The 24,129-nt window shown below is 69.3% G+C and carries 24 protein-coding genes; 12 read left to right on the forward strand and 12 right to left on the reverse strand.

Annotation, left to right across the window (positions count from 1 at the left end; translation table 11 throughout):
• Nucleotides 1–181: 181 nt before the first annotated feature.
• Together ACIA5C_RS38025 and ACIA5C_RS38030 are read left to right on the forward strand one after the other, a co-directional pair.
• A complete protein-coding gene (locus ACIA5C_RS38025; protein WP_396063928.1) occupies nt 182–736 on the forward strand; it encodes a Uma2 family endonuclease in 555 nt (184 codons plus the stop codon).
• 229 nt (nt 737–965) lie between these two features.
• Nucleotides 966–2,717, forward strand: a complete 1,752-nt coding sequence (locus ACIA5C_RS38030; RefSeq protein WP_396063931.1) for an ABC transporter ATP-binding protein — start codon at nt 966–968, stop codon at nt 2,715–2,717.
• On the opposite strand, the gene ACIA5C_RS38035 is transcribed toward ACIA5C_RS38030, so the two are convergent.
• The 3 genes from ACIA5C_RS38035 to ACIA5C_RS38045 are packed head-to-tail and all read right to left on the reverse strand — an operon-like array spanning nt 2,696 to nt 9,599.
• Nucleotides 2,696–3,424, reverse strand: a complete 729-nt coding sequence (locus tag ACIA5C_RS38035; RefSeq protein ID WP_396063933.1) for a hypothetical protein — start codon at nt 3,422–3,424, stop codon at nt 2,696–2,698. The genes ACIA5C_RS38030 and ACIA5C_RS38035 overlap by 22 nt on opposite strands.
• Nucleotides 3,421–3,639: an MbtH family protein gene (locus tag ACIA5C_RS38040; protein ID WP_396063935.1), complete on the reverse strand. Its 219-nt coding sequence runs from the start codon at nt 3,637–3,639 to the stop codon at nt 3,421–3,423. The genes ACIA5C_RS38035 and ACIA5C_RS38040 overlap by 4 nt, the downstream gene beginning before the upstream one ends.
• Nucleotides 3,636–9,599 (reverse strand): amino acid adenylation domain-containing protein, encoded by a 5,964-nt coding sequence (locus ACIA5C_RS38045; RefSeq protein WP_396063937.1) that lies wholly within the window; start codon nt 9,597–9,599, stop codon nt 3,636–3,638. The genes ACIA5C_RS38040 and ACIA5C_RS38045 overlap by 4 nt, the downstream gene beginning before the upstream one ends.
• A gap of 210 nt (nt 9,600–9,809) precedes the next feature.
• Between ACIA5C_RS38045 and ACIA5C_RS38050 the strand changes: the two genes are divergently transcribed.
• Entirely contained in the window at nt 9,810–10,013 is a 204-nt protein-coding gene (locus ACIA5C_RS38050) for a hypothetical protein (protein WP_396063939.1), read from the forward strand.
• Between the two features lie 88 nt (nt 10,014–10,101).
• Here ACIA5C_RS38050 and ACIA5C_RS38055 read toward each other — a convergent pair whose 3' ends face one another.
• Nucleotides 10,102–10,854, reverse strand: coding sequence for an ATP-binding protein (locus tag ACIA5C_RS38055; RefSeq protein ID WP_396063941.1), 753 nt, complete (start codon nt 10,852–10,854; stop codon nt 10,102–10,104).
• Nucleotides 10,855–11,028: 174 nt separating this feature from the next.
• Between ACIA5C_RS38055 and ACIA5C_RS38060 the strand changes: the two genes are divergently transcribed.
• From ACIA5C_RS38060 to ACIA5C_RS38085, 6 genes are all read left to right on the forward strand, one after another.
• Entirely contained in the window at nt 11,029–11,349 is a 321-nt protein-coding gene (locus ACIA5C_RS38060; RefSeq protein WP_396063943.1) for an STAS domain-containing protein, read from the forward strand.
• Nucleotides 11,346–12,329 (forward strand): ATP-binding protein, encoded by a 984-nt coding sequence (locus ACIA5C_RS38065; RefSeq protein ID WP_396063945.1) that lies wholly within the window; start codon nt 11,346–11,348, stop codon nt 12,327–12,329. The genes ACIA5C_RS38060 and ACIA5C_RS38065 overlap by 4 nt, the downstream gene beginning before the upstream one ends.
• Before the next feature lie 37 nt (nt 12,330–12,366).
• On the forward strand, nt 12,367–12,519 hold the full coding sequence (locus tag ACIA5C_RS38070; protein WP_396063948.1) for a hypothetical protein: 153 nt from the start codon (nt 12,367–12,369) through the stop codon (nt 12,517–12,519).
• A gap of 74 nt (nt 12,520–12,593) precedes the next feature.
• Nucleotides 12,594–13,493, forward strand: coding sequence for an SDR family oxidoreductase (locus tag ACIA5C_RS38075; protein WP_396063950.1), 900 nt, complete (start codon nt 12,594–12,596; stop codon nt 13,491–13,493).
• Between the two features lie 73 nt (nt 13,494–13,566).
• Nucleotides 13,567–13,731 (forward strand): hypothetical protein, encoded by a 165-nt coding sequence (locus ACIA5C_RS38080; protein WP_396063952.1) that lies wholly within the window; start codon nt 13,567–13,569, stop codon nt 13,729–13,731.
• Nucleotides 13,732–13,796: 65 nt separating this feature from the next.
• Nucleotides 13,797–14,063, forward strand: coding sequence for a DUF3040 domain-containing protein (locus tag ACIA5C_RS38085; RefSeq protein ID WP_396063955.1), 267 nt, complete (start codon nt 13,797–13,799; stop codon nt 14,061–14,063).
• A 19-nt stretch (nt 14,064–14,082) separates the two neighbouring features.
• Here the strand turns inward: ACIA5C_RS38085 and ACIA5C_RS38090 are convergent, their stop codons facing one another.
• The 3 genes from ACIA5C_RS38090 to ACIA5C_RS38100 form a co-directional block, all read right to left on the reverse strand.
• The gene (locus ACIA5C_RS38090; protein ID WP_396063957.1) at nt 14,083–15,702 is read right to left on the reverse strand and encodes a PAS domain S-box protein; all 1,620 of its coding nucleotides are present in this window, start codon (nt 15,700–15,702) and stop codon (nt 14,083–14,085) included.
• Between the two features lie 221 nt (nt 15,703–15,923).
• Nucleotides 15,924–16,424 (reverse strand): hemerythrin domain-containing protein, encoded by a 501-nt coding sequence (locus ACIA5C_RS38095; RefSeq protein ID WP_396063959.1) that lies wholly within the window; start codon nt 16,422–16,424, stop codon nt 15,924–15,926.
• Nucleotides 16,425–16,520: 96 nt separating this feature from the next.
• Nucleotides 16,521–16,793 carry a hypothetical protein gene (locus tag ACIA5C_RS38100; protein ID WP_396063962.1) on the reverse strand — a complete coding sequence of 91 codons (273 nt, stop codon included), beginning with the start codon at nt 16,791–16,793 and terminating at the stop codon, nt 16,521–16,523.
• An 829-nt stretch (nt 16,794–17,622) separates the two neighbouring features.
• Between ACIA5C_RS38100 and ACIA5C_RS38105 the strand changes: the two genes are divergently transcribed.
• Both ACIA5C_RS38105 and ACIA5C_RS38110 read left to right on the forward strand, forming a co-directional pair.
• Nucleotides 17,623–17,937 carry a MerR family transcriptional regulator gene (locus ACIA5C_RS38105; protein WP_396063964.1) on the forward strand — a complete coding sequence of 105 codons (315 nt, stop codon included), beginning with the start codon at nt 17,623–17,625 and terminating at the stop codon, nt 17,935–17,937.
• A 352-nt stretch (nt 17,938–18,289) separates the two neighbouring features.
• Complete coding sequence (locus ACIA5C_RS38110; RefSeq protein ID WP_396063967.1) at nt 18,290–18,475, forward strand: hypothetical protein; 186 nt, start codon at nt 18,290–18,292, stop codon at nt 18,473–18,475.
• A 41-nt stretch (nt 18,476–18,516) separates the two neighbouring features.
• Here ACIA5C_RS38110 and ACIA5C_RS38115 read toward each other — a convergent pair whose 3' ends face one another.
• The 5 genes from ACIA5C_RS38115 to ACIA5C_RS38135 are packed head-to-tail and all read right to left on the reverse strand — an operon-like array spanning nt 18,517 to nt 23,367.
• Entirely contained in the window at nt 18,517–19,962 is a 1,446-nt protein-coding gene (locus tag ACIA5C_RS38115; protein WP_396063969.1) for an ATP-binding protein, read from the reverse strand.
• Nucleotides 19,959–20,678 carry a response regulator transcription factor gene (locus ACIA5C_RS38120; RefSeq protein WP_396063972.1) on the reverse strand — a complete coding sequence of 240 codons (720 nt, stop codon included), beginning with the start codon at nt 20,676–20,678 and terminating at the stop codon, nt 19,959–19,961. Before ACIA5C_RS38120 ends, ACIA5C_RS38115 begins: the two co-directional genes overlap by 4 nt.
• Nucleotides 20,663–21,487, reverse strand: coding sequence for an FAD:protein FMN transferase (locus ACIA5C_RS38125; protein WP_396063974.1), 825 nt, complete (start codon nt 21,485–21,487; stop codon nt 20,663–20,665). Before ACIA5C_RS38125 ends, ACIA5C_RS38120 begins: the two co-directional genes overlap by 16 nt.
• Nucleotides 21,484–21,924 carry an FMN-binding protein gene (locus ACIA5C_RS38130; protein WP_396063976.1) on the reverse strand — a complete coding sequence of 147 codons (441 nt, stop codon included), beginning with the start codon at nt 21,922–21,924 and terminating at the stop codon, nt 21,484–21,486. Before ACIA5C_RS38130 ends, ACIA5C_RS38125 begins: the two co-directional genes overlap by 4 nt.
• A gap of 21 nt (nt 21,925–21,945) precedes the next feature.
• Entirely contained in the window at nt 21,946–23,367 is a 1,422-nt protein-coding gene (locus ACIA5C_RS38135) for a ferric reductase-like transmembrane domain-containing protein (RefSeq protein WP_396063978.1), read from the reverse strand.
• 168 nt (nt 23,368–23,535) lie between these two features.
• Here ACIA5C_RS38135 and ACIA5C_RS38140 point away from each other — a divergent pair, with 168 nt between their 5' ends.
• Nucleotides 23,536–24,120: a dihydrofolate reductase family protein gene (locus ACIA5C_RS38140; protein ID WP_396063980.1), complete on the forward strand. Its 585-nt coding sequence runs from the start codon at nt 23,536–23,538 to the stop codon at nt 24,118–24,120.
• Nucleotides 24,121–24,129 lie beyond the last annotated feature (9 nt).

Consider the following 24,129-nt stretch of genomic DNA (forward strand, 5'->3'; position numbering starts at 1 on the left):
TCGACAGACATGCTCGGTGTTGCGCAGCGGGAAGGGCGGGGCGGCCAGCAAGATCAGGAAGGATTGCCGGCTCGCCGCGCCCGACAACCCGGCAGGCCTATGGAGGCTGCTTGTCGCTGACATCGCGGTATCTTGAGTTTGGTAGCCGATGACACTCCAGGGGGTGTGTGTGACTGTCGAGATGGTCGCGCCGGCCTGGATGCATCAGCAGGTCACGGCCGAGCAGTACGAGGCTTGGACGGAAGAGCAGTGTGCGGGCGTCGAGATCGTGGATGGGATGGTCCTGGCGAGTCCGAGCGCGTCCAAGCGGCATAGTCGCCTGGCCCGGCTTCTGGCGAACGCCTTGGACGTCGCCGCGGGGCCGGACTGGAACGCGGACACCGACTTCGACGTCCGGCTCCAGGATGTGCCGCTGAACAACCGTCGCCCTGACGTGACGGTGTACCGGGCGGAGACCATCGACCTCACCCCCACGCGGCCCGAGCATGTGCTTCTTGTGGTCGAGGTGGTCTCGCCCGGGTCGGAGACGACCGACCGGATCGTCAAGGCTGATCAGTACGCGAGGGCCGGCATCCAGTTCTATTGGCGTGTGGAGCAGGCCGCCACCGGTGCGCCTCTCGTTTACACGTACGTTCTTGACCCGGCAACCGGCCGCTACCGCGACAGCGAAATCTTCACCGGCGTCGTGAAGCTGACCGCGCCCTTCGTCGTCGAAATAGATCTCGGCCAGATCTGATTCCCGCTTCTGCGATAAGCGCGCGTCGCTGTACCGCATCGTGACCAACGCGCTGCGGAACGCAAGCAGGCCACTCGACGAGGTGAGGCGCCCCCCGGTGACCTGCGAATACCTCTGCGCCCGAAATGTTTACTCGGGCGAACAATTTCACAAATGATTTATGGCGCTCCGATTCTGCCCGGTCTGCCCCGTAGCCTCTACGCAGCCAGTCAGGAAGGGGTCCGCAGTCTTGGAGGTTTCCACTGCCGCGAAGCAGGCGCCCGAGGTCTCCCTGCGCCGCGTCGGCGGCCTTCTCGCTCCGCACTGGCCGCGGCTGGCGGCGGTCACCGGGATCATCGTCGCGTCGTCGCTGGTCGGCATGGCCACGCCTTTTCTGTTGCGCGGCATCATCGACCGGGCGCTGCCGGCGCAGAACCTGAGGTTGCTGAGCTGGCTGGTGGCCGGGCTGGTCGCCGTCGCCGTGCTCACCGCGGTGTTCGGGCTCACGCAGACGTGGATCGCCACGGCGGTCGGCCAGCGGGTCATGCATCAGTTGCGGGTGGACGTCTTCCGGCATTTGCACCGGCAGTCCGTGTCGTTCTTCACCCGCACCCGGGCCGGCGAGATCCAGTCGCGGATCACCAACGACATCGGCGGCATGCAGGCGGTTGTCACCTCGACCGCGACCTCGATCGCCTCGAACCTGACGACGGCCGTCGCCACCGCGGTCGCGATGCTCGCGTTGTCCTGGCAACTCTTTCTCGTGTCGGTGCTCGTGCTGCCGCCGGCGCTCTTCCTGGCCCGCCGCGTCGCCCGGATGCGTAAGGAAATCACCGCCCAGCGTCAGCGGGAACTCGCCGACCTCAACGTCATCATCGAGGAGAGCCTGTCGATCAGCGGGCTGCAGCTCAGCAAGATCATGGGGACCGGCCCGGCGCTGATCGAGCGCTTCGCCGGCTCCTCGGCCCGCCTCGTCGATCTACAGCTGCGTTCGCAGCTGGCCGGTCGCTGGCGGGGCGCCTCCATGAACATCATCTTCGCCGCGATCCCGGCGATCATCTATCTCAGCGCGGGCCTGCCGCCGGCCGCCGGCTCGCTGACCATCGGCACCATCGTGGCGTTCACCAGCCTGCAGTCCCGGCTGTTCCAGCCGATGATGGGCCTGCTCGACGTCGGCGTCTCGCTGTCCAGCTCGACGGCGCTGTTCGCGCGCGTCTTCGAGTACCTCGACCTGCCGGTCGAGGTCGACGACCCGGCCTTGCCGGTTCGGTTGCCCCAGCCCGTACGCGGCCACCTGCGCTTCGAGGACGTCACCTTCACGTACCCGGGCAATGACGAACCCGCGATCAGCGGCATCACGCTGGACGTGCCGCCCGGCTCCTCGCTGGCGCTGGTGGGCGAGACCGGCTCGGGCAAGAGCACGGTGGCCGCGCTGATCGTCCGGCTCTACGACCCGTCCGCGGGCCGGATCACCGTCGACGGTTTCGACCTGCGCGCGCTGCGGCTCAACGAGCTGGTCGGCGTGATCGGCATGGTGGGGCAGGACACCTACCTGCTGCACGCCTCGGTCCGGGAAAATCTGCGCTACGCCCGGCCGGACGCCACCGACGAGCAGGTGGAGTGGGCGGCGCGGGCCGCGCAGGTGCACGAGGTGATCACCGCGCTGCCCGAGGGCTACGACACCGTCGTGGGCTCGCGCGGGCACCGGTTCTCCGGCGGGGAGAAGCAGCGGATCGCCATCGCCCGTACGCTGCTGCGCGATCCGCCCATCCTGGTGCTGGACGAGGCGACCAGCGCTCTGGACAACTCGACCGAGCGGGCGGTCCAGCGTGCCCTGGAGGAGCTCGCCCGCGGCCGTACGACGGTGACCATCGCGCACCGGCTGTCCACTGTGCGCAACGCCGATCAGATCGTCGTCATGCGTGACGGCCGGATCCTCGAGGCGGGCACCCACGACAGCCTGATCTCGATCGGTGGTTTCTACGCCGCGCTCACGGCGTGAGAACGCGCCCACTTCCGTAACACGTTGTAGTGCGGGCGATGGTGCCAATAACAGTCGTAAAGGAAGCGATCGTTATCCACTGTGGACTCATAACCTCGCGAAGAGCGCTCGAAACGGGAGCTGCCGGCCGCGTCGCGGTGCCACTGCGAAGTCCGGCTCCAGACCTTCTGATCCCCTGGTCTCCAGGACAGCGACGACTCCAGGAACGGGATGCCGGCGTGCCGGCAGTAGCGCTCTACCGTACCCCGCGCATCGGTCACCAGGGCCTCGGCCTCGACCACGTACGGCCGTACGCCGGTCACCTCGCGCACCCGCCGCGCGAGCTCCACCTGGTTGCCGTAGCCGATCTCGTCGCAGACCATGTCCGGGTTCATCGCGTAGTGCGACGGGATCACCAGGCGCGGATCGCGGATGATGAAGGTGTGCCGCCCGACTTCCGGGATGCGATCACCGCCGGTCGTAAGGTAGTCGTACTCGGTGGTCTCCTTGACGAACACCGGGTGCTCGCAGGCGCGCTCCTCGAGCAGCTTCAGCAGCTCGTCATGGCTGGTCGCGGTCTGGTCGCCGACGATGGTCCAGCCCCGCACGACGATGCTCGAGAACGGTTCGTGGAACACCTCGTGGTCCCCGCGTTCCAGCATCATCCGGAGGAACGCCGTCGACATCGACCGCGGTGTCCCCCAGAGGAAGAGCAGGCCCGGGTTCATGACGGCGCCTCGGTCATCCGGGCGACCAGCGATGCCGGGCGGATGTCCCACCACGACTTCTCGACGTACGCCAGGCAGGCGTCGCGGCTCTCCGGCCCGAGCACCGTACGCCAGCCGGCCGGCACGTCGATCACCTCCGGCCAGAGCGAATGCTGTCCTTCGTCGTTGACCAGCACGAAGTAGCTGATGTCCTCGCGTTCGAACGGGTTGGTCATGCCGTCGGCCCTTCCGTGGGAGTGAGACGTATGTGCTCGGCCACCCGGGCGCCGATCATCTCCAGCACCTCGGCCCGGGCGAGTTGCCGGTGCTTGTACTTGAGGGCCATGACGTCGACGACGCCGGCGACGTACTGATGCCACATCGGTGCGAAGAAGTGCTCGGACGGCCGCGCCGCGGTCGCCTCGACGAACAGCACGTCGCCGTCGAAGACGGAGAATTTGTGGCCGTCGGTCAGCTTGATCATGTTTTCGTAGAAGTCGACCGTGTCCCGGCCCTTCTGCCGCATCAGGAACGAGTAGGGCCCCTGACGCTGCCGAAGCTGCTCGTACAGGATGTCGCCGGTGAGGTGCGGCCGTTCCTCGGCGGGGACGTTGAGGTCGAAGTGCCGGGCGACCGCGTTCAGCCGCTCCACCTGGGTCGCCGGTCGCTGCGGCGTCGGGCGCGCGTCGAGCATGGCGACCAGGGCCACCTGTTCGCCGGCGCGCTGCAGTTGCACGCCCATCTCGTGGGCGATTTCCCCGCCGGTGCTCAGACCCAGCAGGTGGTACGGCCCGTGCGGCTGGACGAGCCGGATCTGCTGGACGTAGTCGGCCGCCATCGCGGTCATGGTCGTCGGCAACTCCTCGCCCGGCCGCAGACCGCGGGCCTGGACCCCGTACACCCCGACGGTCGTCGGAATCGCGTTGACCAGCGGGTAGTAGAGCCAGCTCAGCCCGCCCAGCGGATGGATGCAGAACAGCGACACCGGGCTGGTGCCCGCCCGCAGCGGCACCACCACGTCCAGGGTCGTCTCGCCGGATGATGCGACGATCCAGCCGGCGAGGTCCTTGGCGGTCGGCACGGCGGACACGACGAGCGGGTTGACGGCCACACCGAACTCGCCCTCGATGGCCTGTGCGAGCGCCTCGACGGTCTGCCGGCCCCCGCCGAGGTCGAAGAGGTTGTCCTCGGCGGCCACCTCGTCGACGCCCAGCGCCCGGGCGACCAGCACGCGCATCCGATCCTCGGCGGTCGCCTGCGGTTCCTCGTCCGGCAGCCGTGGCAGGTCGTCGACCCGCGCGGCCAGGTCGGCGAGCGTCAGGCTCTCGAAGACGGTGCGGAACGGCAGTTCCACGCGCAGCAGCGTCCGGAGCTCGTTGACCATCTGCATCGCCAGCAGCGAATGGCCGCCGAGCGCGAAGAAGTTGTCGTCGCGGCCCACCCGAGCCACGCCGAGCAGGCCCTGCCAGAGCTGGGCTAGGGACTCCTCGACCGGCCCGTCCGGCGCCTCGTACGCCCGTTCGCTGTCCGCCACGCCCGGATCGGGCAGCGCCCGGCGGTCGACTTTGCCGTTCACGGTGACCGGGAAAGCGTCCATCGCCACGAACGCCGACGGCACCAGGTGGGCCGGCACGACCGCCGGCATCTGCCGGCGCAGCCGCATCGGGTCGGGATCGTGACCGACGACGTACGCCACCAGCCGCCGGTCCACGCCGTCGCCGTGCACCATCGCCACGGCCTGGTCCACGCCGTGCAGCCCGAGCAGCGCCGCCTCGACCTCGCCCAGTTCCACCCGTACGCCGCGAATCTTCACCTGCTCGTCGTCGCGGCCCAGGAACTCGATCGCCCCGTCGGCGCGCCGCCGGGCACGGTCACCGGTGCGGTACATCCGCTCGCCCGCCATGTTCGGGTCGGCGACGAACCGTTGCGCGGTCAGCGCGGGCCGGTTGAGGTAGCCGCGGGCGAGCGGGCGCCCCGCGATGTAGATCTCGCCGGGCATGCCGGGCGGCACGTGGTCGAGGCCGGGACCGAGCACGTAGACGCGGGCGTTCGCGATCGGGACGCCGATCGGCGTGCTGCGGCCCTCGTCGTCGGCGCGGCACAGCCAGCTCGTCACGCCGATCGCGGCCTCGGTCGGTCCGTACAGGTTGTGGACGTCGGTGCCGGGCAGCGCCTCGGCGAAGCGCCTCAACAGACTGTGAGTCAGCGTCTCGCCGCCGGCGATGATGTGCCGCAGGCTCGTGCAGCGCCCGGCGTCCGGCTCACGCAGGAACATCTCGAGCATCGACGGGACGAAGTCGGCGAAGGTGACCCGCTCGCGCCGGATGAGATCGACCAGGTAGCGGCTGTCGCGATGCCCGCCGGGCCGGGCCATGACCAGGGTCGCCCCGTTCATCAGCGCCCAGAACAGCTCCCACACCGAGGTGTCGAAGGTGAACGGTGACTTCTGCAGCACCCGGCCGTCGGCACCGAGGCCGAACCGCTCGTCCATCCAGGCCAGCCGGTTGTTCACGGCGGCGCGGACGTTCACGACGCCCTTCGGCGTGCCGGTCGAGCCGGAGGTGTAGATCGCGTACACGGCGTCCTCGCCATCGACCGGCACGCCGGGATCGTGTTCCGGGCCGCTTCCCGCTTCGTCGATGTCGAGCAACAGGTCGTCGTGGGCGGCCAACCGCTCCCGGGTAGCCGGCTGCGTGACGATGACCGGCACCGCGGTGTCGGCGATCATCGACGCCAGGCGGGCCGGCGGCAGCTCGGGGTCGAGCGGGACGAACCCGCCGCCGGTCTTCCACACCGCCAGGGCGGCCACGACCAGGTCGAAGCCGCGTTCCAGGCTGACGCCGACCAGCACGTCGCGGCCCACCCCCGAGCTGATGAGGCGGTGCGCCAACCGGTTCGCACGGTGGTTCAGCTCCCCGTACGACAGGGAGACGCCCTCGAAACGCACCGCGGTCGCCGAGGGATTCCGGCGGGCGTGGTCCTCGATGCGGTGATGCGGCCAGGGTTGCGCAGCCCACTCGCGTACGTCTCCCGCGCTCGCGGCCCCGGCCGCGACCTTCTCGTCAGCGCTCATCAGCGGCAGCCGGCCGATCGGCCGGCCGGGCTGCGCCACCGCCTCGGCCAGCAGCCGGCCGAGCATGCCGACCATCCGTTCGGCGGTGTCGTGGTCGAACAGATCGCAGGCGTACATCACCTCGCCACCGATGCCGGACGGGCGGCCGGACGGATCGAGGAACTCCACGAACTGAAAGCTGAGGTCGAACTTCGCCGACCCGGATCCGACGCCCATCCGCTGCGAACGCACACCAGCCAGGCCGAACTTCGCCGACCGGCCGACCTGCGACGCGACCATCACCTGGAACAGCGGGTGCCGGCCCGGCACGCGGGGCGGGTTCAGCTGTTCGACCACGCTCTCGAAGGGCACGTCCTGGTTGCCGAAGGCCACCAGGTCCTGCTCGCGTACCCGGCTGATGAGCTGCTCGAAGGACGGGTCGCCGGTGAGGTCGGCGCGCAGCACCAGGGTGTTGACGAAGAAACCGACCAGGTCCTCGAGCGCCTCGTCGACCCGGCCGGACACCGGCCACCCGAGCGGGATGTCGGCGCCGGCGCCGAGCCGGAACAGCAACGCGGCCACGGCCGACTGCAGCACCATGAAGACGGTGGCGTTGTGGCGCCGTGCGATCGCCGTCACCTGCTCGTGGACCTCGGCCGGCACGGTCACCGGCACCGACCGTCCGCGGTACGTCGGTTCGACCGGCCGGGCGCGGTCGGCCGCCAGAGCCAGCTCGTCCGGAACGTCGGCGAGCAGGTCACGCCAGTAGTCGAGCCGGGGACGGGCGAGCCGCACCAGTTCCCGCTGCCAGAGGGCGAAATCGGCGTACCGCACCGACAGCTCGGTCCACTGTGGTGGCCGGTCGGCGCGGCGCTGTTCGTACGCCTCGCCGAGGTCGCGCATCAGCGGTTCCATGGACGCGCCGTCGGCCGTGATGTGGTGCAGGACCAGCACCAGCGCGAAGTCGTCCGATTCGAGTTCCAGCAGGCGCGCCCGCAGCGGGATCTGGGTCGTCAGGTCGAAACCTTCGCGGACGACGCGCTTGACGGTGTCCTCCAGGTCGCCGGGCGCGATCCGTTCGCGGACGAGCAGCTCGCCGAGCTCGGCCATCGGCACGATCTGCTGCTGCGGCCGGCCGTTCAACAGCGGGAAGCGGGTGCGCAGCGGCTCGTGCCGCCGGACGACGTCGATGACCGCCGCGCTCAAGGCCTCGGCGTCGAGGCCGTCGGACAGTCGGACGACCACGGGAATGTGATAGGCCCCGTCGCCGCCGCGCAGCTGCGCGGTCAGCCACATCCGCTGCTGCGGGTAGGAGAGCGGCACCATCGCGGGACGCACCTGGCGCCGCAGCACCGGCCGGGTGCCGGCCTTGAGCACCGACACCCGCTTGGCGAGGTCGGCCAGGGTCGAGGTCTCGAACAGGTCGCGTACCGGCAGTTCGACGTTCATCGTCGTCCGGACCCGGTTCACCAGCTGCGTCGCCAGCAGCGAGTGACCGCCGAGCTGATAGAACTCGTCGTCCCGGCCCACGCGGGGGACGGCGAGGACCTCCTCCCACAGCCGCGCCAGCGCCTGCTCGACCGCGCCGACCGGGGGCACGTACTTCCGTACGCCGGCCGCGGCGCCCGGATCCGGCAGCGCCTTGCGGTCGACCTTGCCGTTCACCGTCACCGGCAGCGAGTCGAGCTTCATGAATATCGACGGCACGAGATGATCGGGCACCACCCCGGACAGGTTGCGGCGCAGGGCAGCGGCGTCCGGCCCGTCGGCTTCGACCACGACGTAGGCGACCAGCCGGCGATCCGCGCCGTCGCCGTGCGCCACGACCACCGCCTGTTCCACACCGGCCAGGCCCATCAGCGCCGATTCCACTTCGCCCGGCTCCACCCGTACGCCCCGGATCTTGACCTGGGCGTCGGCCCGGCCCTGGTATTCGAGCTGGCCGTCGGGCCGGCGCAGCACCAGGTCGCCGGTGCGGTACATCCGCTCGCCGGGCGCGCCGAACGGGTCGGCGACGAAGCGCTGCGCGGTCAGCGCCACCCGCCCGGCGTAGCCGCGGGCCAGCCCGGCGCCGGCCAGGTAGAGCTCACCGGCCGGCTGCTCACGCAGCAGATCGTCCAGGACGTACGCGCGTACGTTGGCCAGGGGCCGCCCGATGGGCGGCGTGCCGTTACCGGCCAGCGGATCACTCACGGTCGCCGCGACGGTCGCTTCCGTCGGACCGTACGCGTTGAGCATGCGCCGATCGCGGCTCCAGCGCGCCGCCAGGGCCGTTGAACACACCTCCCCGGCCACGATGAGCGTCACCGTCGACGGCAGCCCCTCCATTGTGGACAGCAGCGATGGCGGAAGTGTCACGTGCGTGACCCCGCGGCGGTCTATCAAATCGACGAGGGCGGGCCCGGGAACGAGCCGGGATCCGTCCGCCACAACCAGGGCCGCACCGGACAGCAGCGTCGTCCACACCTCGGACACCGACGCGTCGAAGCTGACCGACGCGAACTGCAACCGCCGGCGGCCCGGGCTCAGACCGAGAACCTCGGCCTGAGCCCGGACGAGATTCCGCACATTGCGGTGAGTCACCACGACGCCTTTCGGCACGCCGGTCGAACCCGAGGTGTAGATGATGTACGCGGCGTGGTCCGGCAGCAGCGCCTCGTGACGGTCGGCGTCCCGTACCGGGCCCGCATCCAGGCCGGCAATCTCGTCCGCGATCTTCGGGTCGTCGAGCACCACCTCGCTGGTGCCCATCCGGGTCGCGGTCGTCGTGATCACGCATCGTGCCCGCGCGTCCGCCATCATGAACTCGGCCCGCGAGGCCGGATAGGCCACATCGACCGGCACGTACGCCCCGCCGGCCTTGGCCACCGCGAGAGCCGCCACCACGAACTCGACCGACCGTCCCGGCCGCAGCGCCACCACGACCTCGGGGCCGACGCCCTGATCGATGAGGTGCCGGGCCAGCCGGTTGGAACGCGCGTCGAGGTCCGCAAAGGACACCGAGCCGTCGTCACCCACCACGGCTGCGTCCTGCGCGCCGCGCTCCACTTGCGCGGCGAACAGCTCCGGCAGGGTCGACGTGTGGCCTTGCGGAGAACCGAGCACATTTGCCTCCTGGAAGTGGCGCCTGGCAACCAACGGCATCCGGCCGATCGCGCGTCATTGGTCCAGGGCGTTCGCGGCCGGCGATTCCTGAGTGGCGCAACGTCCCGCCACTGTGGTGGTTCGCGACAAAAACCGCAAGATGGAGAAAATCACCACGATTGCGATGCACAAGAAGGCGTCCTGCTGCGTCACTACCACGGACCGACTACTTCGAATGCCCGATGATCAGGCACGACGCTCAGGTCGGCTATGGAAGCAAACGCGCGCAAGCACACGGTCCAGCTCGCCGACGGGCTGACCGCACGAGAGATGAAGGGCGAGCAGCATGGAAGAAGCCGTCAATACAGCCGGACGTACGAACGTGCGCCGGGCCTTGCTGTCAGCATCTACGGCCGTCGTCGCTGGAGCACGTGGACGCCGTTCATCAACTCTCAGATCTCGGCGATGAAGTGATCCTCGTACTACATGCGTATCCCCCCGCACGAGGACGACACCGCAGTAGGCGGTCAGCCCGCAGCGCGGCGGACCGAACCGGCGTTGATCACTGTGTTGCGGCGCTCGGGTCCGGGCGGGGTTGCCGCGGCAGAGTCGCCCAGACGACTTTTCCGTCGTAGGTCGGCAGGCTGCCCCAGCGGATGGCGGTGGCTTCGACCAGGAACAGGCCGCGACCGGCGGCCGGATCAGCGGAAGGCGCTTGCGGCGGGACGGGTGCGGTGCTGCAGCCGTCGCGTACCGCCACCATCAGGTAGCGACGGCCGAGCGACAACTTCAGGTTCAGCATGGTGCCGGCGTGCTCCACGGCGTTGGTGACGAGCTCGTTGGCGATGAGGGTGGCCGGGTCCACCAGGTGCGGCAGGTCCCAGCGGGCGCAGGCTTCGGTGGCGATGCTGCGGGCTCGGTGTCCTGCTCCGCCGGCCGGCAGCAGTACCTCGCTGACCGTCGTGGTTCCGTGCCGGGGCTTCGCGCGAAGGGCCGCGTCCACCGAGCCGAAAAGCGCCAGCCGGCCGGACCCGCCCCCGAGCAGTCGGGCGGCCTGCGCGGGCGGAGCGACGATCAGCAGGGGAGTGCCGGGCCAGAGGGCGGCCTGGCGGGCGACGGCCAGGAACACCGACGCGGCCGCCGGCTCGGTCACGACCATGCCGGCAAGGTCCACGACGACGGCGTCCGGCTGCTCCACCAGGCATTTCAGCACCGCCGCCCGGACCTGAGGCGCCGACGACACGGACAATTCGCCCATCAGCCGCAGCAACAGCCGCGTCCCGATCGGTTCGACCACGCAACGAATGGCAGTCATGACTCCAGTATCACTCGACCGCCGGGGATCCCGCCGTCCCGAAAGACAACGCGCGCAGGCGTACCCACGAGGTGCGTGGGGTACGAGGGTGGTTGAGACAACAGACCCGGGTCGCAGAAGGGGGTTGCACGGGTGGAAGAGACGTTGCCCCCCGGGCCCACTTCTTCCTGTCACGTGGACCATGCACACGGCGTTCTGAAGCTGACCGGAGACGTGGATTACGACAGTGCCGCAGCCGTCACCGAACGCGTTGTCGCCGCGGTCACCGCCGGAGTGACCCACCTTGACCTGTCGGAAGTGTCGTTCTTCGGTGCCGCCGGCGTGCGGGCCGTCCTCACCGGCCACGAGGCGCTTCCGGCGCATGTCACGGCCTTGCGCGTGTCCTGCTCCCCGGTCGTGCTGCGAGTGCTGCAGACGTGTGGTCTGGTGGGCGTCGGGCGCCTGCAGATCGTCGCCGCCGACCGCATGCCCGAACGGCACCGGGCGCAGACATGAGCCTCGCCCACGGCTTCACCCACACCATCGCCCTGATTCAGTCCGACGCGACCGTGCGCACCCGCCTGCTCCCGGAGATCCGCCGGTCGCTGGAGAGGCGCCAACCCGTGCTGATGGTCGTCAGCGAGACGATCGCCGACCTCGTGCGAGCCGACCTCGGCACGCTGGCCGACCGGCTGCAGTGGGGCGACGCGACCGCCTTCTACGGGCGCCTGGGCGCCGCCTATGAAGGTTTCCGCCGATATCTGGCCGAGCGGCACGCCGCCGGGCACCGGGTGCACGTCATCGCCGAACCGGAGCTCGCCGATTCCGTTGCGTCCGGTCCGGTCGCCCACCGCACCTGCGCCTATCTTCCGTACGAGTCCATGTGCAACGAGGCGTACGCACCGTACGAATCACCGGTGACCTGCGTGTGGGACACCCGGCGGCACCCGCCGTCGATCATCGAGGAGGCCCGTAGCGTCCACGGCCACGAGCTGACGGAGGCCGGCCGGGTCGGCAACCCCGGCTACCGGGCTCCGGACGACTACCTGACCGGCCGGGGTCACGCCACGCTGCCACCCGTGCCCGGCGAGGTCGACCACGACGTCACCCTGCACCAGTTGGACGACTTGAGCGTCCTGCGCCGGACGGTGGCGGCCTGGACCCGCGACCACGACTTCCGGCCCGCCGCCGCCGACGACGTGAGCATCGCCGTCACCGAGATCGCCACGAACGCCCTGCTGTACGGCGGCCGACCGGCACGTGCGCGGGGGTGGCACGACGACGGCACCCTCATCGTGCAGGTCGACGATCCCGGCGGGCGGCCCCCGCCGCCGACCGCCGGCTATCGGCCGCCGGCCGCCACGTCGGCAACCAACGGGCGCGGGCTCTGGTTGGCACGTCAACTCGCCGACACGGTCACGATCCACACCAGCCCCGGACGTACGTACGTGCGGTTGCACTTCCCGCACCAGATCATGCACCGCAGCGTCGATTGACGTCGAGGCCGGCCGTCCGGCGAGCGGGTGGGCGACAGTGTCGCTGACCGCGGGCGTACTGCAGTCCGCCGGTTTGATCAGCTACCGCCGCGGCAACATCTCGATCACCGACCGGCCCGCTCCGGAAGACATCGCCTGCGAGTGCTACCGCGCCATCCACACGGAGTTCGAACGGCTGCGGAAAGGCTGAGCCACCAGCGCTCGTGAATAGTCGGGTCCTTGGTGGGAAGTCAGCTGTCCTCCGCCGATCAGAGAGGCAGCGTCATGGCCCAGGACCAGTACGACAAGCAGAATCCCCAAGAACAATTCCGTACGCCGGATGCGCAGGACAGCGATAAGATCTCGCATCCCGGGACCACCGGCGAGATGGACGTCGAGCCCGACCACGGCGAGGACAGCTACCGCGGCACCGGCCGGCTGAGCGGCAAGCGGGCCGTCATCACCGGCGGCGACTCCGGGATCGGCCGGGCGGTGGCGATCGCGTTCGCGCGGGAGGGCGCGGACGTGCTCATCGCATATCTCCCGGAAGAGGAGGACGACGCGAGGGAAACCGCGCAGCTGATCGAGAAGGCCGGGCGCAAAGCGGTCACGGTGCCCGGCGACATCCGCGACGAGGCGCACTGCACCGGCATCGTCCAGAAGGCGGTCGACGATCTCGGCGGCATCGACATCCTCGTGAACAACGCGGCCTATCAAATGAGCCAGGACAACGGCATCTTCGACATCACCACCGAGCAGTTCGACCGGGTGATGAAGACGAACCTGTACGCGATGTTCTGGCTCAGCAAGGCGGCGGTGCAGCACATGCAGCCCGGCTCGACCATCATCAACACCGCGTCGATCCAGGCGTACCAGTCGTCGCCCAACCTGCTCGACTACGCCACCACCAAGGCCGGCATCGTCGCGTTCACCAAGGCGCTCGGCGCGAATCTCGCCGAGAAAGGCATCCGGGTCAACGCGGTGGCGCCCGGCCCGATCTGGACACCGCTGATCCCGGCCACCATGCCCAAGGAAAAGGTCGAGTCGTTCGGCTCGGACACCCCGATGGGGCGGGCCGGGCAACCCGCCGAGCTGGCACCGGCGTACGTCTTCTTCGCCTCGCAGGAATCCAGCTACATCACCGGCGAGGTCCTCGGTGTCACCGGCGGCCAGCCGCTGTCCTGACGAAGCGCAGGCTTGTTTGACCGGTTTGGCGATGGGTAGCCGTCCGCCCTCGAACAACCACTGAGGAGGAGCCATGACCGACAGCGACCTGAACCGCGGCGCGGCCGAGGAGAACAGCGGCGTGCCCCTGACCCCGACCGAGGTGGAGGCGAGCAAGATCCCGCCGAGCGAGGGTGGCGGCCACTCCGACGAGGAACCGGACGAGGACGTCGACGACGGGTCGGAGACTTCCCGCTAGGAGAGGCCGGGCCGGCGGGCCGACGGGGTTCGCCGGCCGGGCACTCGACGCGAACGGAGCGCGAAGTGGACGAGCAAGCCCGGCAGGCCTTGCACGACATCGAACGTAACCTCGTACGGGAAGACCCGGTGTTCGCCGCCCGGATGCGGGCCGAGGCGCGGGAGACCCCCCGCTTTCCCACCGTCTCGGCGCTCTGCGCATCGCTCTACATCCTGATCCCGATCGTGATGATCCTGTTCGGCTCGTCGGGCGTGGTCGTCACGGTGGACGTCTTCGCCATAGCGATCGGCACGGTTCTGATCCGGCGCCACCGGCGCCACCGGCGGAGCTGACCTGGAACGGCCGGGCTGGTCAGGGGTTGCTGATCAATACTTCGGTGACCTTGTCGAGCAGGTCGGCTTCGCTGAACGGCTTCTCGAGCAGCGTGACGCCCGGCTCCAGGCTGCCTTGGGACGCCAGCACGGGTTTGGCGTAGCCGGACATGTACAGCACCTTGGTCTGCGGACTGAGGCGTTTGGCCTGTTCGGCGACCTGTTTGCCGAGCATCCTGGGCATGACCACGTCGGTGAGCAGCAGGTGGATGGGCTCCGGGTGGTGTTCGGCGATACGCAGCGCGTCCTCGGGGTCCTGGGCTTCGAGGATGTGGTAGCCGTTGCGGGCCAGCAGCCGTCGGGTGACCTCCCGCAGCGCCGGTTCGTCCTCGACCAGCAGGATCGTCTCGCCGCCGGGCTGCACCGACGCGGTCCGGCGTGGGCGTGGTGCCGGCTCCGCGCCCGCGTCGGCATCGGTGGCGGGCAGCAACGCGACGAAGCTGGTGCCCACGTTGAGTTCCGACAGCAGGTAGGCGGTGCCACCGGCCTGGGTGATGACGCCGTAGATGGTGGCCAGCCCGAGGCCGGTGCCCTCACCTTCAGCCTTGGTGGTGAAGAACGGCTCGAACGCGCGATCCAGGACGTCCGGGGGCATGCCCATGCCGGTGTCGCTCACGCGCAGGCGTATGTAGCGCCCGGCGTGCAGGCCGGGCCGCGCGGCTGCCTGGTCGGCGTTGACGTGCAGGTTCTTGGTGTCGATGGTCAGCGTGCCGGTGCCGTGCATGGCGTGCCGCGCATTGACGGCCAGGTTCATCAGCACCTGCTCGAGCTGGCCGGGGTCGGCCAGCACCGGCCACAGCTGCTGATCCAGCTCGGTGGCCAGGGCGATGTGTTCACCCAGCGTGCGGCACAGCAGTTCCTGGACCTCGCCGACGACCGTGTTGAGATTCAGCGCCCGGGGCCGGATCACCTCACGGCGGCCGAACGCGAGCAGTTGCTGGGTGAGTCGCACCCCGCGTTGGGCGGCGGCGGCCGTCTGCTGCACGTCTCGGCGGGTCTGCGCCCACCGCTTCTCGCCGTCGCGTTCGGCCGCGGCGGCGATGTCCTCCTCGATCAGCGCGGCGTAGTTGACGATCACGGCGAGCAGGTTGTTGAAATCGTGCGCGACGCCGCCGGCGAGCTGCCCGAGGCTTTCCAGGCGCTGCGACCGGTGTGCCTGCTGTTCCCACTGTTCCTGTTGCCGGCGGACCTGCAGTTGCTCGGTCATGTCCCGCGAGACCGACGAGACGCCCACGATGTGGCCGGCCGCGTCGAGGATCGGCGACACGGTCAACGACACCGTGATGACGGTGCCGTCCTTGCGGATACGCTCGGTCTCGTACTGTTCGACCGGTTCACCGCGAAGGACTTCCTGCAGGATCTCGAACTCGCGGGCTCGTTGCGCCGGGGGGAACAGCACCGCGGCGCTGCAGCCGATGATCTCCGGCGGGGCGTACCCGTAGAGGCGTTCCGCGGCCGGGTTCCAGCTCGTGATCACCCCTTGCACGGTCTTACCGATGATCGCGTCCTGCGACGAGCGGACGATCGCGGCGAGCAACCCCGAACTCTGCTCGTCGGCGTCATGTTTACGGCCCAACGGTGCGGCATCAGCACTCGGCATAGCGCTTACCACACTCCTCGGCGGTCAGCGTGTGACACACGACCGACCCTAGCCTCGCTCGGGATCAGCCCCGCCCGGTCCCCGCGAATTGCTCCCTGGCTCTTGCGAACCAACGCCGGGAGGACTTCGGCCCCGGCCCCTCGTCCATCGAAGGCAACGAGCGAAGGGAGAGGAGCCCATCATGATGCCCGGCCCCTCGCTCCCGATTGGCGCCGTGGCCGCTATGCCGTGATGGCGTCGACCGCCTTCTTCAGCGCGGAGGGCCGGCTGGGGCTCCGGGGCGCCTTCTCACGCATCTCGTTCATGCGCGCGCCGAGTTCCTGCAGCTGCTTGCGGCCCAGTCCCTCACGAACCTGCGGGAACCAATCCTGTTCCTCTTCGTCGATGTGGTGGGTGACGTTTTCGATGAGCACCGTCGTCTTGGCGTCGAACCGTTCGTCGCTGGGATCCATGGCGTGCAACTCCGTGCAGAGGATGTCCGCGACGTGGTGCTCTTCGTATGACTCGAGCACGTCGTCCTCGAGGTCCGGCAGCAGCCTACGGACCTCGGGATACATGCACTCGTTCTCGAGATAGGTGTGCACGGTCAGCTCTTCGATGATCCGGCCGACGATGCGGCCCTTGGTCTGGGTCGCCTCGTCACCGGCGTTCTGGAACTCCTTGAAGAGCTTCTTGATGGTCTTGTGGTCGTTCTTGAGGATGACGATGGCGTCAGTCGACATATGGAGCTCCATTCGCGGGACGGAATTCGCCGTAGATACCCGCTGCTGCTCGCGATGAATCTCCCCAACGGGGCGGACCGTCGCGTCGCCCGATCCTCAGGCCGATGCGGTGCGGCGCTCATCGGACGCGGCGACTTCTTCGGTGCTGCTGACCGCCCATCGTTCGGTACGGCTGTCGTAAAGGATGATGCTGCCGTCGTGCAGGACGATCCGGTCGCGGTAGCCCTCCGGGTCGGCGGCGGTCGTGGCGTCCTGGTCGAACTCCGCCAGCGCGGGAATGACGTCGGCGAGCAGGGTCGCCATCGTCATGGACGGCTCGTCGAAGGCGCGGTTGAGCGTCTCGGCGACGGCTTGGCCAGTGGCGGTCATGGGAAGACCTTTCGTCGTGCGCTCGCGAGGTGGCTGCCATGCCGGCAGCGCCTTGCCGGGTTTCTGGCCCGTATTGTCCAGCATGCCGCGCGCTCAGCCTCGTGGGGGCGGGGGCGCCACCGAGAAAATCTATGTCGGTGGGGCTAGACATTCTCGCGACAGCCGGTTAGTGTTTCTCTCGTTGACAGCAGAGACCGTTGAAGACGCAGACGAGAAAGCAGCCGAGCTCAAAGCGGGGCCCGGAACGTTCGTGGCTCGCTCGGCAGTGCGGCGCGAATCCATTACCGCCCGCACGTCAGTAAGGCAGTTGCACCACAAGACCTTGACGTAATTCCAGGTCAGGGCAACGCAGGCGGGGCCGAGGCAGGTTCAGGGCTCAGCCTGATGCAGTACAGCAAGTGGCACCACAAGACCTTGACGTAATTCCAGGTCAGGGCAACGCAGGCGGGGCCGAGGCAAGTTCAGGGCTCAGCCTGATGCGTGAAGGTTTGCTGCACATGTTGGGGCCATGAAGTTTGCGTGGGGTTCCGGCATCGGCAGGTTGTAGAAACAGCACCACAGGTAATGGAAGCAGAGGAAAGGGAGGGCTGGACGCCGTTGGATCGCCCGCCGTCGGAACGCAATTGCCGTTCTGGGGTGGACACCGCAGTCTCCATCGAACGTGAGGTGGTCTCCGGTCACGCTTATGCGATCCTCGCACCGCAAGCCGCGCTCAGCGGCAGGTGCGGATACGACAAGCCGGCGAACGTGCCGGTAGATGGTGTTTTCAACCCAAAAACCCCGGGCCCCGGCGCTTCCGCGCCGGGGCCCTCGTCATGGAGGCACATATATGGCCCAACCCGATGACCTTCTCGACAACGAGGACTACCCCGCCTACACGATGGGCCGCGCCGCGGAGATCACCGGCGCCTCGCAGGACTTCCTGCGCCGACTCGACGAAGCGAAACTGTTCACCCCGTTCCGATCGGCCGGCGGACACCGCCGATACTCCCGCTACCAGCTGCGCCTGGCCATCCGAGCCCGCGAGATGGTCGACCATGGCACTGCCCTCGAAGCCGCCTGCCGGATCATCATCCTCGAGGACCAACTCGAAGACGCGCTTCGGCACCAGCGGAACGACCAACGCCAAACGAACGCTGCCTGAACTCAATCGCCCGCACGGTCCTTCCGCGTCACGAGAGGGACCGCGGGCGTTGCAGGGCCGGCCGGCTGTCATTGACGAATAGCCGTGCTGTGCGGCGGGCGGTGGTGTCCATCGTGGCCGTCGTCAGCTGGTCCAGACCCGCACGCCTTGCCACAGATTTGGCCTAAAACGCTGCCGTCGTCGGGATACCGCCTGATAGTGAAGGCGATCGGATTTCCGTAGGAGCGAAGAAGGACAGCGTGGCGAAGTCGGCCGTATCAGCCCAGGGAACAGCAGCGTCGGCCGGTGGCGCCGTATTCAGTTGGTTCTCCGACATGCGAGTCGGCGCGGCGATCTGACCGACAGCGTCGCGGTGCGCTCGCGGGACGAGATCGGTGTGATGGCGACCTCGGTCGGCGGGATCGCCGGCAACGTCGAAACGCTGGCCACCGCGGCGACACCGACCACCGAGGGCGTCGAGGACTCCCCGCGGGCGTCGTCCGAACTGGCCCGCATGTCCTCCGACCTGCGGAGCCTCGTCGGCTCGTTCCGGGTATGACCGAGGGGTAGCCGCTCGAAGAGCGGGAAGGCGGCTCGCTCTCATCGCTGCTCGTGGACGTTCGGGAGCCGGATGGTGATCTTTGTTCCCTGCGGCTCGTGCTGTTCGGCCGTGACGGTGCCGCCGTGCTGGGTTGCGGTCTGCGCGACGATGGCCAGCCCGAGGCCGGAGCCGGGTGTCGCACGCGCGGCGGTTGCCCGGTAGAAGCGGTCGAAGACGTGCGGGCGGTCGGTTTCGGCGATGCCGGGGCCGGTGTCGGTAATGGTGATCTGGCACTGTTGCGGGCCGTCGGGGCGCACGGCGGTGTGCACGGTGGCGCCGGGTGGGCTCCATTTGGCGGCGTTGTCGAGCACGTTGACGACCATGCGTTCCAGTTCGCCGGGGCGGCCGTGCACGGTGCACGGGTGCAGGTCGGTGGTGAAGGTCAAGGCGGGGGCCCGGGTCCGGACCCGGTTGACGGCCGCGGTGATCACGTCGGTCAGCTCGACCGGTTCGACGGCTTCGCGGGTGGCCTCCTCGCGGGCGAGCTCGACCAGTTCGGTGGTCAGCGTGGACAGCTCCCGGACCTGGGCGTCGAGATCGGCGAGCAGTTTGGTGCGTTCCTCCGGCGGCAGGCGGTGGGCCCGTTCCGGGTGCCGTTCGACCTGCAGCAGCAGCTCGATGTTGGTGCGGATGCTCGTCAGCGGAGTTCGCAGCTCGTGGCCCGCGTCCTCGACGAGGGTGCGCTGGGCGCGGCGCGCGGTGTCGATGGCGGTGAGCATGGTGTTGACCGACGTGCCGAGACGGGCGATCTCGTCGGCGCCGTGTACGGGCAGCGGCTGGGTGAGGTCCATCGTCGCGGTCACGTCCTCGACCGCTTCGGTGAGGTGTTGCACCGGCGTCAGGCCGGTGCGGGCGACCGCTCGGCCGAGCCCGGCCGCGCCGGCGATGCCGAGAACGCAGCCGGCCGCGAGCAGCAGCCCGAAAAGGGTGAGCGTGTGGTTGTCCGGGTCCTGGTTGATCGCCACCTGGACGGCGCCGCCGCCGTTGGCCGGCACGGTGAGCATGAGATAGCTGTCCTCGCCGATGGCGACCTGCTCCTCGAAAGTCCGTCCCCGGCCGGCGGCGATCTGCCGGGCGCCCGTGGTCACCGGCAGGGGATTGGTCGAGTCGCTGATCACGGTGCCGGTCGCGTCGAGGATCTGCCACCGCGGTCCGAGCTGATGCGGGCCGTGGTGACCGTCAGTCGTCGCGGCGTCGGGGTCCGGGAGCGCGCCGGTGGCGGTGAGCCACTGGGCGGGTTGCGCGGCGATGGCGTTGGCGTCGGCGTTCAGCTCGGACTGGATCTGGTGGTGCTGAATTTCCGCGACCACCAGCCAGGCCACCGCGGAAAGCGTCAGAACCGCCACTGCGACCGCACCGGTGACCAGCAGTGACAGGCGGGCGTGCAGGGTGCGGCGCCGCCACCACTGCACCAGTACGGTGCCGCCGGCCTCATCGGAGGTCATAGTGGTTGCTCGCGCAGCACGAAGCCGACACCGCGGACGGTGTGCAGCAGCCGCGGCTCGCCGTCGTCTTCCAGCTTGCGGCGCAGATAGCCCAGATAGACGTGCACGCTGTTGGACGTCTCGCCGAAGTCGTAACCCCACACCTGCTCGAAGAGCGCCGCCCGGGTCAACACCTGCCGCGGGTGGCGCAGAAACACCTCGAGGATGGCGAACTCGGTGCGGGTCAGCCGCAAGGGGCGCTCTCCGCGCCACACCTCGTGCGTCCCGGGATCCAGGCGGATGTCGGCGAAGCTCAGCGACTGCTCGGAGCCGGCACCCGCCCCGGGCGGCTGCTGGCCGGCGGCCGGCGTGGTCCGGGCGGAACGGCGCAGCAGGGCTCTGAGCCGGGCGAGCAGTTCCTGAAGGGCGAAGGGTTTGACGAGGTAGTCGTCGGCGCCCGCGTCCAGCCCGGCGACCCGGTCGCCGACGCTGTCGCGGGCGGTGAGCATGAGGATCGGCAGAACCGCGCCGGTGGCCCGCAACTGCCGGCACGTTTCCAGACCATCCATCTTCGGCATGCTGACGTCCAGGATCATGGCGTCGGGTTCCGCGGCCTCGACGGCGGCGAGTGCCTGCAGTCCGTCGCCTGCCGTGTCGACCTCGTGGCCTTCGAACCGCAGGGTGCGGGCCAGGGAATCGCGCACCGCCGTGTCGTCGTCCACTACCAGGACGCGCATGGTCTCTCCTCTTGCACCTTCGCCGACGACGTCGGCCAGCCGCCGGTCGTTCGAAGCATGCCCGACGAGGTGACGATCAGCGCTTCGTACCCGGCCAGATCATCAATCCAGGCCAGGGCCGTAGCCCCGCGGACGGCCGCCGCGGTGGCGTAGACGTCGGCCCACAGCAGGCGCGGCCCGGTCACGGTGACGGCCCGGGTCCCACCGGCGGGCCGGCCGGTGTGCGGGTCGATGATGTGGGCACCGCGGTGCGTGCTCCCGGACGTCGCGATCGCACCGGTACGGCGCTCGACCACGCTCATGATCCGCGCGGGATCGTTCGGGTTCTCGATGCCGACCCGCCACGGCGGTTGGTCGTCGGGCGCGTGCACCAGGACGTCGCCGCCGGCGTTGAGGCACCAGCCGTACCCGCTGAGGTCGGCCAGATGGCGCGCGGCGCGTTCCGCCGCCCAGCCCTTCACCAGACCGGACGGGTCGTACCGCGGTTCCGCGGTGCGCGGGTCGGGCAGGCCGTGCGCGTCGAACCAACCGCCGGTCCGCCGCGACGCCTCAGCGCACAGTGTCATCACCTGCGCCAGGATCGGGTCGGCCTCGCCGACGGCGAGTTGCCCGTGCTCCCAGCGGGTCAGGTCGCTGTCGTCGCGGTACGGGCTCAGGACGGCGTCGACGTGTCGGAGCTCGGCGAAGACCTCCGCGACTCGCTTCTCGACGCGCTCGCCGGCGAGCCCGTCGCCACGTACGTGAACGCTGACCGGCAGGCCCATGATCTGCTCCACCCAGGCCCGCTGCGGGATCGCCGGGGCGGTCACGCCAGATTCGCGGCGTCGAGGGCCGACTGCAGCGACTGCAGGTAGCCGTCGCTGGTGACGGTGGCGCCGGAGACGGTATCGATGTTCGCGTTCTGCGCCGCGAGTGTCTCCTGGCGCAGGACCGGCAGCGCGTACGCGTTGATCTCCTGGTCCTTGCCGTTACCGCTCGGGTAGACCGGCACCGCCACGTCGGTGATCTTGCCGTCGGTGACGGTGATGGTCACCTGCACGTCACCCCACCGGGTCGACGCCGTCGAGCCGGTGTAGGTCTTGGTTGCGGTCGACGATGCGCTGCTGCTCGTCGACGGCGTGGTGGGTACCGGCGCCGGTACGGTGACGGCCACCGGGGTGTCGGCGCCGTTGGTGCTGGTGCGGTAGCTGAACAGCAGCACCACAGCGGCCACGGTGGAGAACAGCCACATGCTGATCCGTCGCATCGTCTTCTTCCTCTTTCCGCTTTACCAGGAGAACAGTTCGGTGTGCAGGCGCTCGGGCCGGACCCCGGCGGTGTGGGCCGCGGAGCGGGCCGCCTCGGTCCAGGCGTCCGGGCCGCACACGTAGACGTGCGAGCCGGCGATGGCCGGCGCGATCCGGCGCAACGCCTCGGCGTCGCCATGCCCGGCGAACTCGGCCGGCAGCCAGGACGGCCGGGCGGCGCGCGGGCCGAGCAGATAGACGATCCGGACGCCGCGCTGCCGGGCGAACCAGTCCAGCTCGCCGCGGAACGCGACCTCGGCCTCGTTGCGGGCCCGGTAGATCAACGTCGCCTCACCCGGCCGGTACGGCAACTCGCCGAGCAGCGAGAGCAGCGGGGTGACGCCGATACCGCAGGCCAGCAGCACCACCGGGCCGCCGGCATAGCTTTCGCCGGTCAGCTTCCCGTACGGCCCTTCGATCAGAGCCTTGGTGCCGGGCGTGAGCCGGGCGACGCGGGCGCTGCCGTCGCCGAGATCCTTGACCGTGATCCGCAGCAGGTGCCCGTCCGGGGTTGCCGACAGCGAGTACGGATGCGACCGGGACCAGCCCGGCCCGTCGAGGAACCGCCACTGGAAGAACTGACCCGCCCGGGCCGGCAGCCTGTCCAGGTGCCGGCCGGTCAGATAGATCGAGGTCAGCCCCGGCCCCTCGGGCGTCACGTGGCTGACTACCAGGCGGTGCCGCCAGTTGCGCCACAGCGGAAGACCGACCCGATAGACCAGTACGCCGCCGGCCGACACGGCGTACAGGCTCCACCAGTACGCCGTGGAGGCCGCCGAACCGATGAAGTCCGTACCGGTCCACAGCTGGTGCGGCAGCGCGAGGCCGACACCGAGATAGGCGTACAGGTGCATCAGATGCCACGACTCGTAGCGCAACCGTCGACGCGCCGCCCGGATCGAGGTGACCACCACCATGATCAGCGCGATCGTCCCGGCGGTGGCCAGCAGCATGCCGGGATAGGTGAGGAGCATGTCCCACAACTCGGCGAACACGTTCGCGTGAGCCGCGCCCGCGTACCCGAGGGTGATCAGCACGATGTGCGCGATCATCAGCCAGAACGACGAGAATCCCGTCCACCGGTGCCAGCGCGCGAGCCGGTCCTGACCGAAGGCGCGCTCGACCAGCGGGATCCGGGCCATCAGCAGCACCTGCAGCAACAGCAGGTCCGACGCCCACAACCCGGTGAGCCGGCCCAGCGCGGAAACCGCCTCGGCTCCGCCGCCGGAAACCTGATGCACACCGCCGTTGCTCACCCACAACGCCGTCACGACCAGCAGACTCACGCCGGCGCCGAGCCCACCGGCGTCCGCCCACCAGCGAGGTGTCGCCCGCCGCCCGGGGGCGCGGACGGGGGGCACGGTCCGCGGGACAGCGGTACGAGCGCTGACGGTGTCGGTCATGGCACCAACGATCGGTCAGCGTCGTGAGAATCCGCGTCAGCGGTCTTAAAGGTTGCATAAGAACCGCGTTCACCGGCGGGTCGGGCCGGGCGACCTGCTATCGTCCGTACGACCGCTTGCAAGTCGCAATCACTTTGGGGGTTTGCGGTGCCGGACACCACCTGCCACATGTCGATCTCGCTGGACGGTTTCGTCGCCGGGCCGGACCAGAGCCGCGACAACCCACTGGGCAGGCGGGGGCTGGAACTGCACGGCTGGCACATCGGCGACCCGCGGGCCAACGACGCCGACAAGGTCGCGGCCGGGTGGCTCCTGCGGCCGCGGGGCGCGTACGTGATGGGCCGCAACATGTTCGGCCCGATCCGCGGCGACTGGGATGAGGAATGGACCGGTTGGTGGGGCCCCGAACCGCCGTATCACGCGCCGGTGTTCGTGCTGACCCATCATGCGCATGACCCGATCCGGATGGACGGCGGGACGACGTTCCACTTCGTCACCGACGGCTTCGACGCGGCCTACTCCGCGGCGCGCCAGGCCGCCGGTGACAACGGTGTGGACATCGCCGGTGGCGCCTCGACCGTCCGGCAGGCGCTGAGCGCCGGTGTGATCGACGAGCTCACCCTCGACATCGCACCGGTACTGCTCGGTTCGGGCGAGCGCATGTTCGACGGGGTCGAGTCCTTCGGCTTCGAACCCGTCGAGGTACTTCACTCGCCGGTGACCACCCACATCCGCTATCGCCGGGTCGGCTGACTCCGCAAC

The organism is Actinoplanes sp. NPDC051343, from assembly GCF_044455125.1.
Classification (GTDB): domain Bacteria; phylum Actinomycetota; class Actinomycetes; order Mycobacteriales; family Micromonosporaceae; genus Actinoplanes.

What these genes read in the sequence shown, in the direction of transcription:
- ACIA5C_RS38120 (WP_396063972.1), bottom strand. Translation starts at nt 20,678, where the DNA reads ATGCGCGTCCTGGTAGTGGACGACGACACGGCGGTGCGCGATTCCCTG.
- ACIA5C_RS38135 (WP_396063978.1), bottom strand. Translation starts at nt 23,367, where the DNA reads ATGACCGACACCGTCAGCGCTCGTACCGCTGTCCCGCGGACCGTGCCC.
- ACIA5C_RS38025 (WP_396063928.1), top strand. Translation starts at nt 182, where the DNA reads ATGGTCGCGCCGGCCTGGATGCATCAGCAGGTCACGGCCGAGCAGTAC.
- ACIA5C_RS38130 (WP_396063976.1), bottom strand. Translation starts at nt 21,924, where the DNA reads ATGCGACGGATCAGCATGTGGCTGTTCTCCACCGTGGCCGCTGTGGTG.
- ACIA5C_RS38140 (WP_396063980.1), top strand. Translation starts at nt 23,536, where the DNA reads ATGTCGATCTCGCTGGACGGTTTCGTCGCCGGGCCGGACCAGAGCCGC.
- ACIA5C_RS38105 (WP_396063964.1), top strand. Translation starts at nt 17,623, where the DNA reads ATGGCCCAACCCGATGACCTTCTCGACAACGAGGACTACCCCGCCTAC.
- ACIA5C_RS38040 (WP_396063935.1), bottom strand. Translation starts at nt 3,639, where the DNA reads ATGACCAACCCGTTCGAACGCGAGGACATCAGCTACTTCGTGCTGGTC.
- ACIA5C_RS38035 (WP_396063933.1), bottom strand. Translation starts at nt 3,424, where the DNA reads ATGAACCCGGGCCTGCTCTTCCTCTGGGGGACACCGCGGTCGATGTCG.
- ACIA5C_RS38065 (WP_396063945.1), top strand. Translation starts at nt 11,346, where the DNA reads ATGAGCCTCGCCCACGGCTTCACCCACACCATCGCCCTGATTCAGTCC.
- ACIA5C_RS38045 (WP_396063937.1), bottom strand. Translation starts at nt 9,599, where the DNA reads ATGCCGTTGGTTGCCAGGCGCCACTTCCAGGAGGCAAATGTGCTCGGT.
- ACIA5C_RS38090 (WP_396063957.1), bottom strand. Translation starts at nt 15,702, where the DNA reads ATGCCGAGTGCTGATGCCGCACCGTTGGGCCGTAAACATGACGCCGAC.
- ACIA5C_RS38050 (WP_396063939.1), top strand. Translation starts at nt 9,810, where the DNA reads ATGGAAGCAAACGCGCGCAAGCACACGGTCCAGCTCGCCGACGGGCTG.
- ACIA5C_RS38095 (WP_396063959.1), bottom strand. Translation starts at nt 16,424, where the DNA reads ATGTCGACTGACGCCATCGTCATCCTCAAGAACGACCACAAGACCATC.
- ACIA5C_RS38075 (WP_396063950.1), top strand. Translation starts at nt 12,594, where the DNA reads ATGGCCCAGGACCAGTACGACAAGCAGAATCCCCAAGAACAATTCCGT.
- ACIA5C_RS38080 (WP_396063952.1), top strand. Translation starts at nt 13,567, where the DNA reads ATGACCGACAGCGACCTGAACCGCGGCGCGGCCGAGGAGAACAGCGGC.
- ACIA5C_RS38115 (WP_396063969.1), bottom strand. Translation starts at nt 19,962, where the DNA reads ATGACCTCCGATGAGGCCGGCGGCACCGTACTGGTGCAGTGGTGGCGG.
- ACIA5C_RS38055 (WP_396063941.1), bottom strand. Translation starts at nt 10,854, where the DNA reads ATGACTGCCATTCGTTGCGTGGTCGAACCGATCGGGACGCGGCTGTTG.
- ACIA5C_RS38100 (WP_396063962.1), bottom strand. Translation starts at nt 16,793, where the DNA reads ATGACCGCCACTGGCCAAGCCGTCGCCGAGACGCTCAACCGCGCCTTC.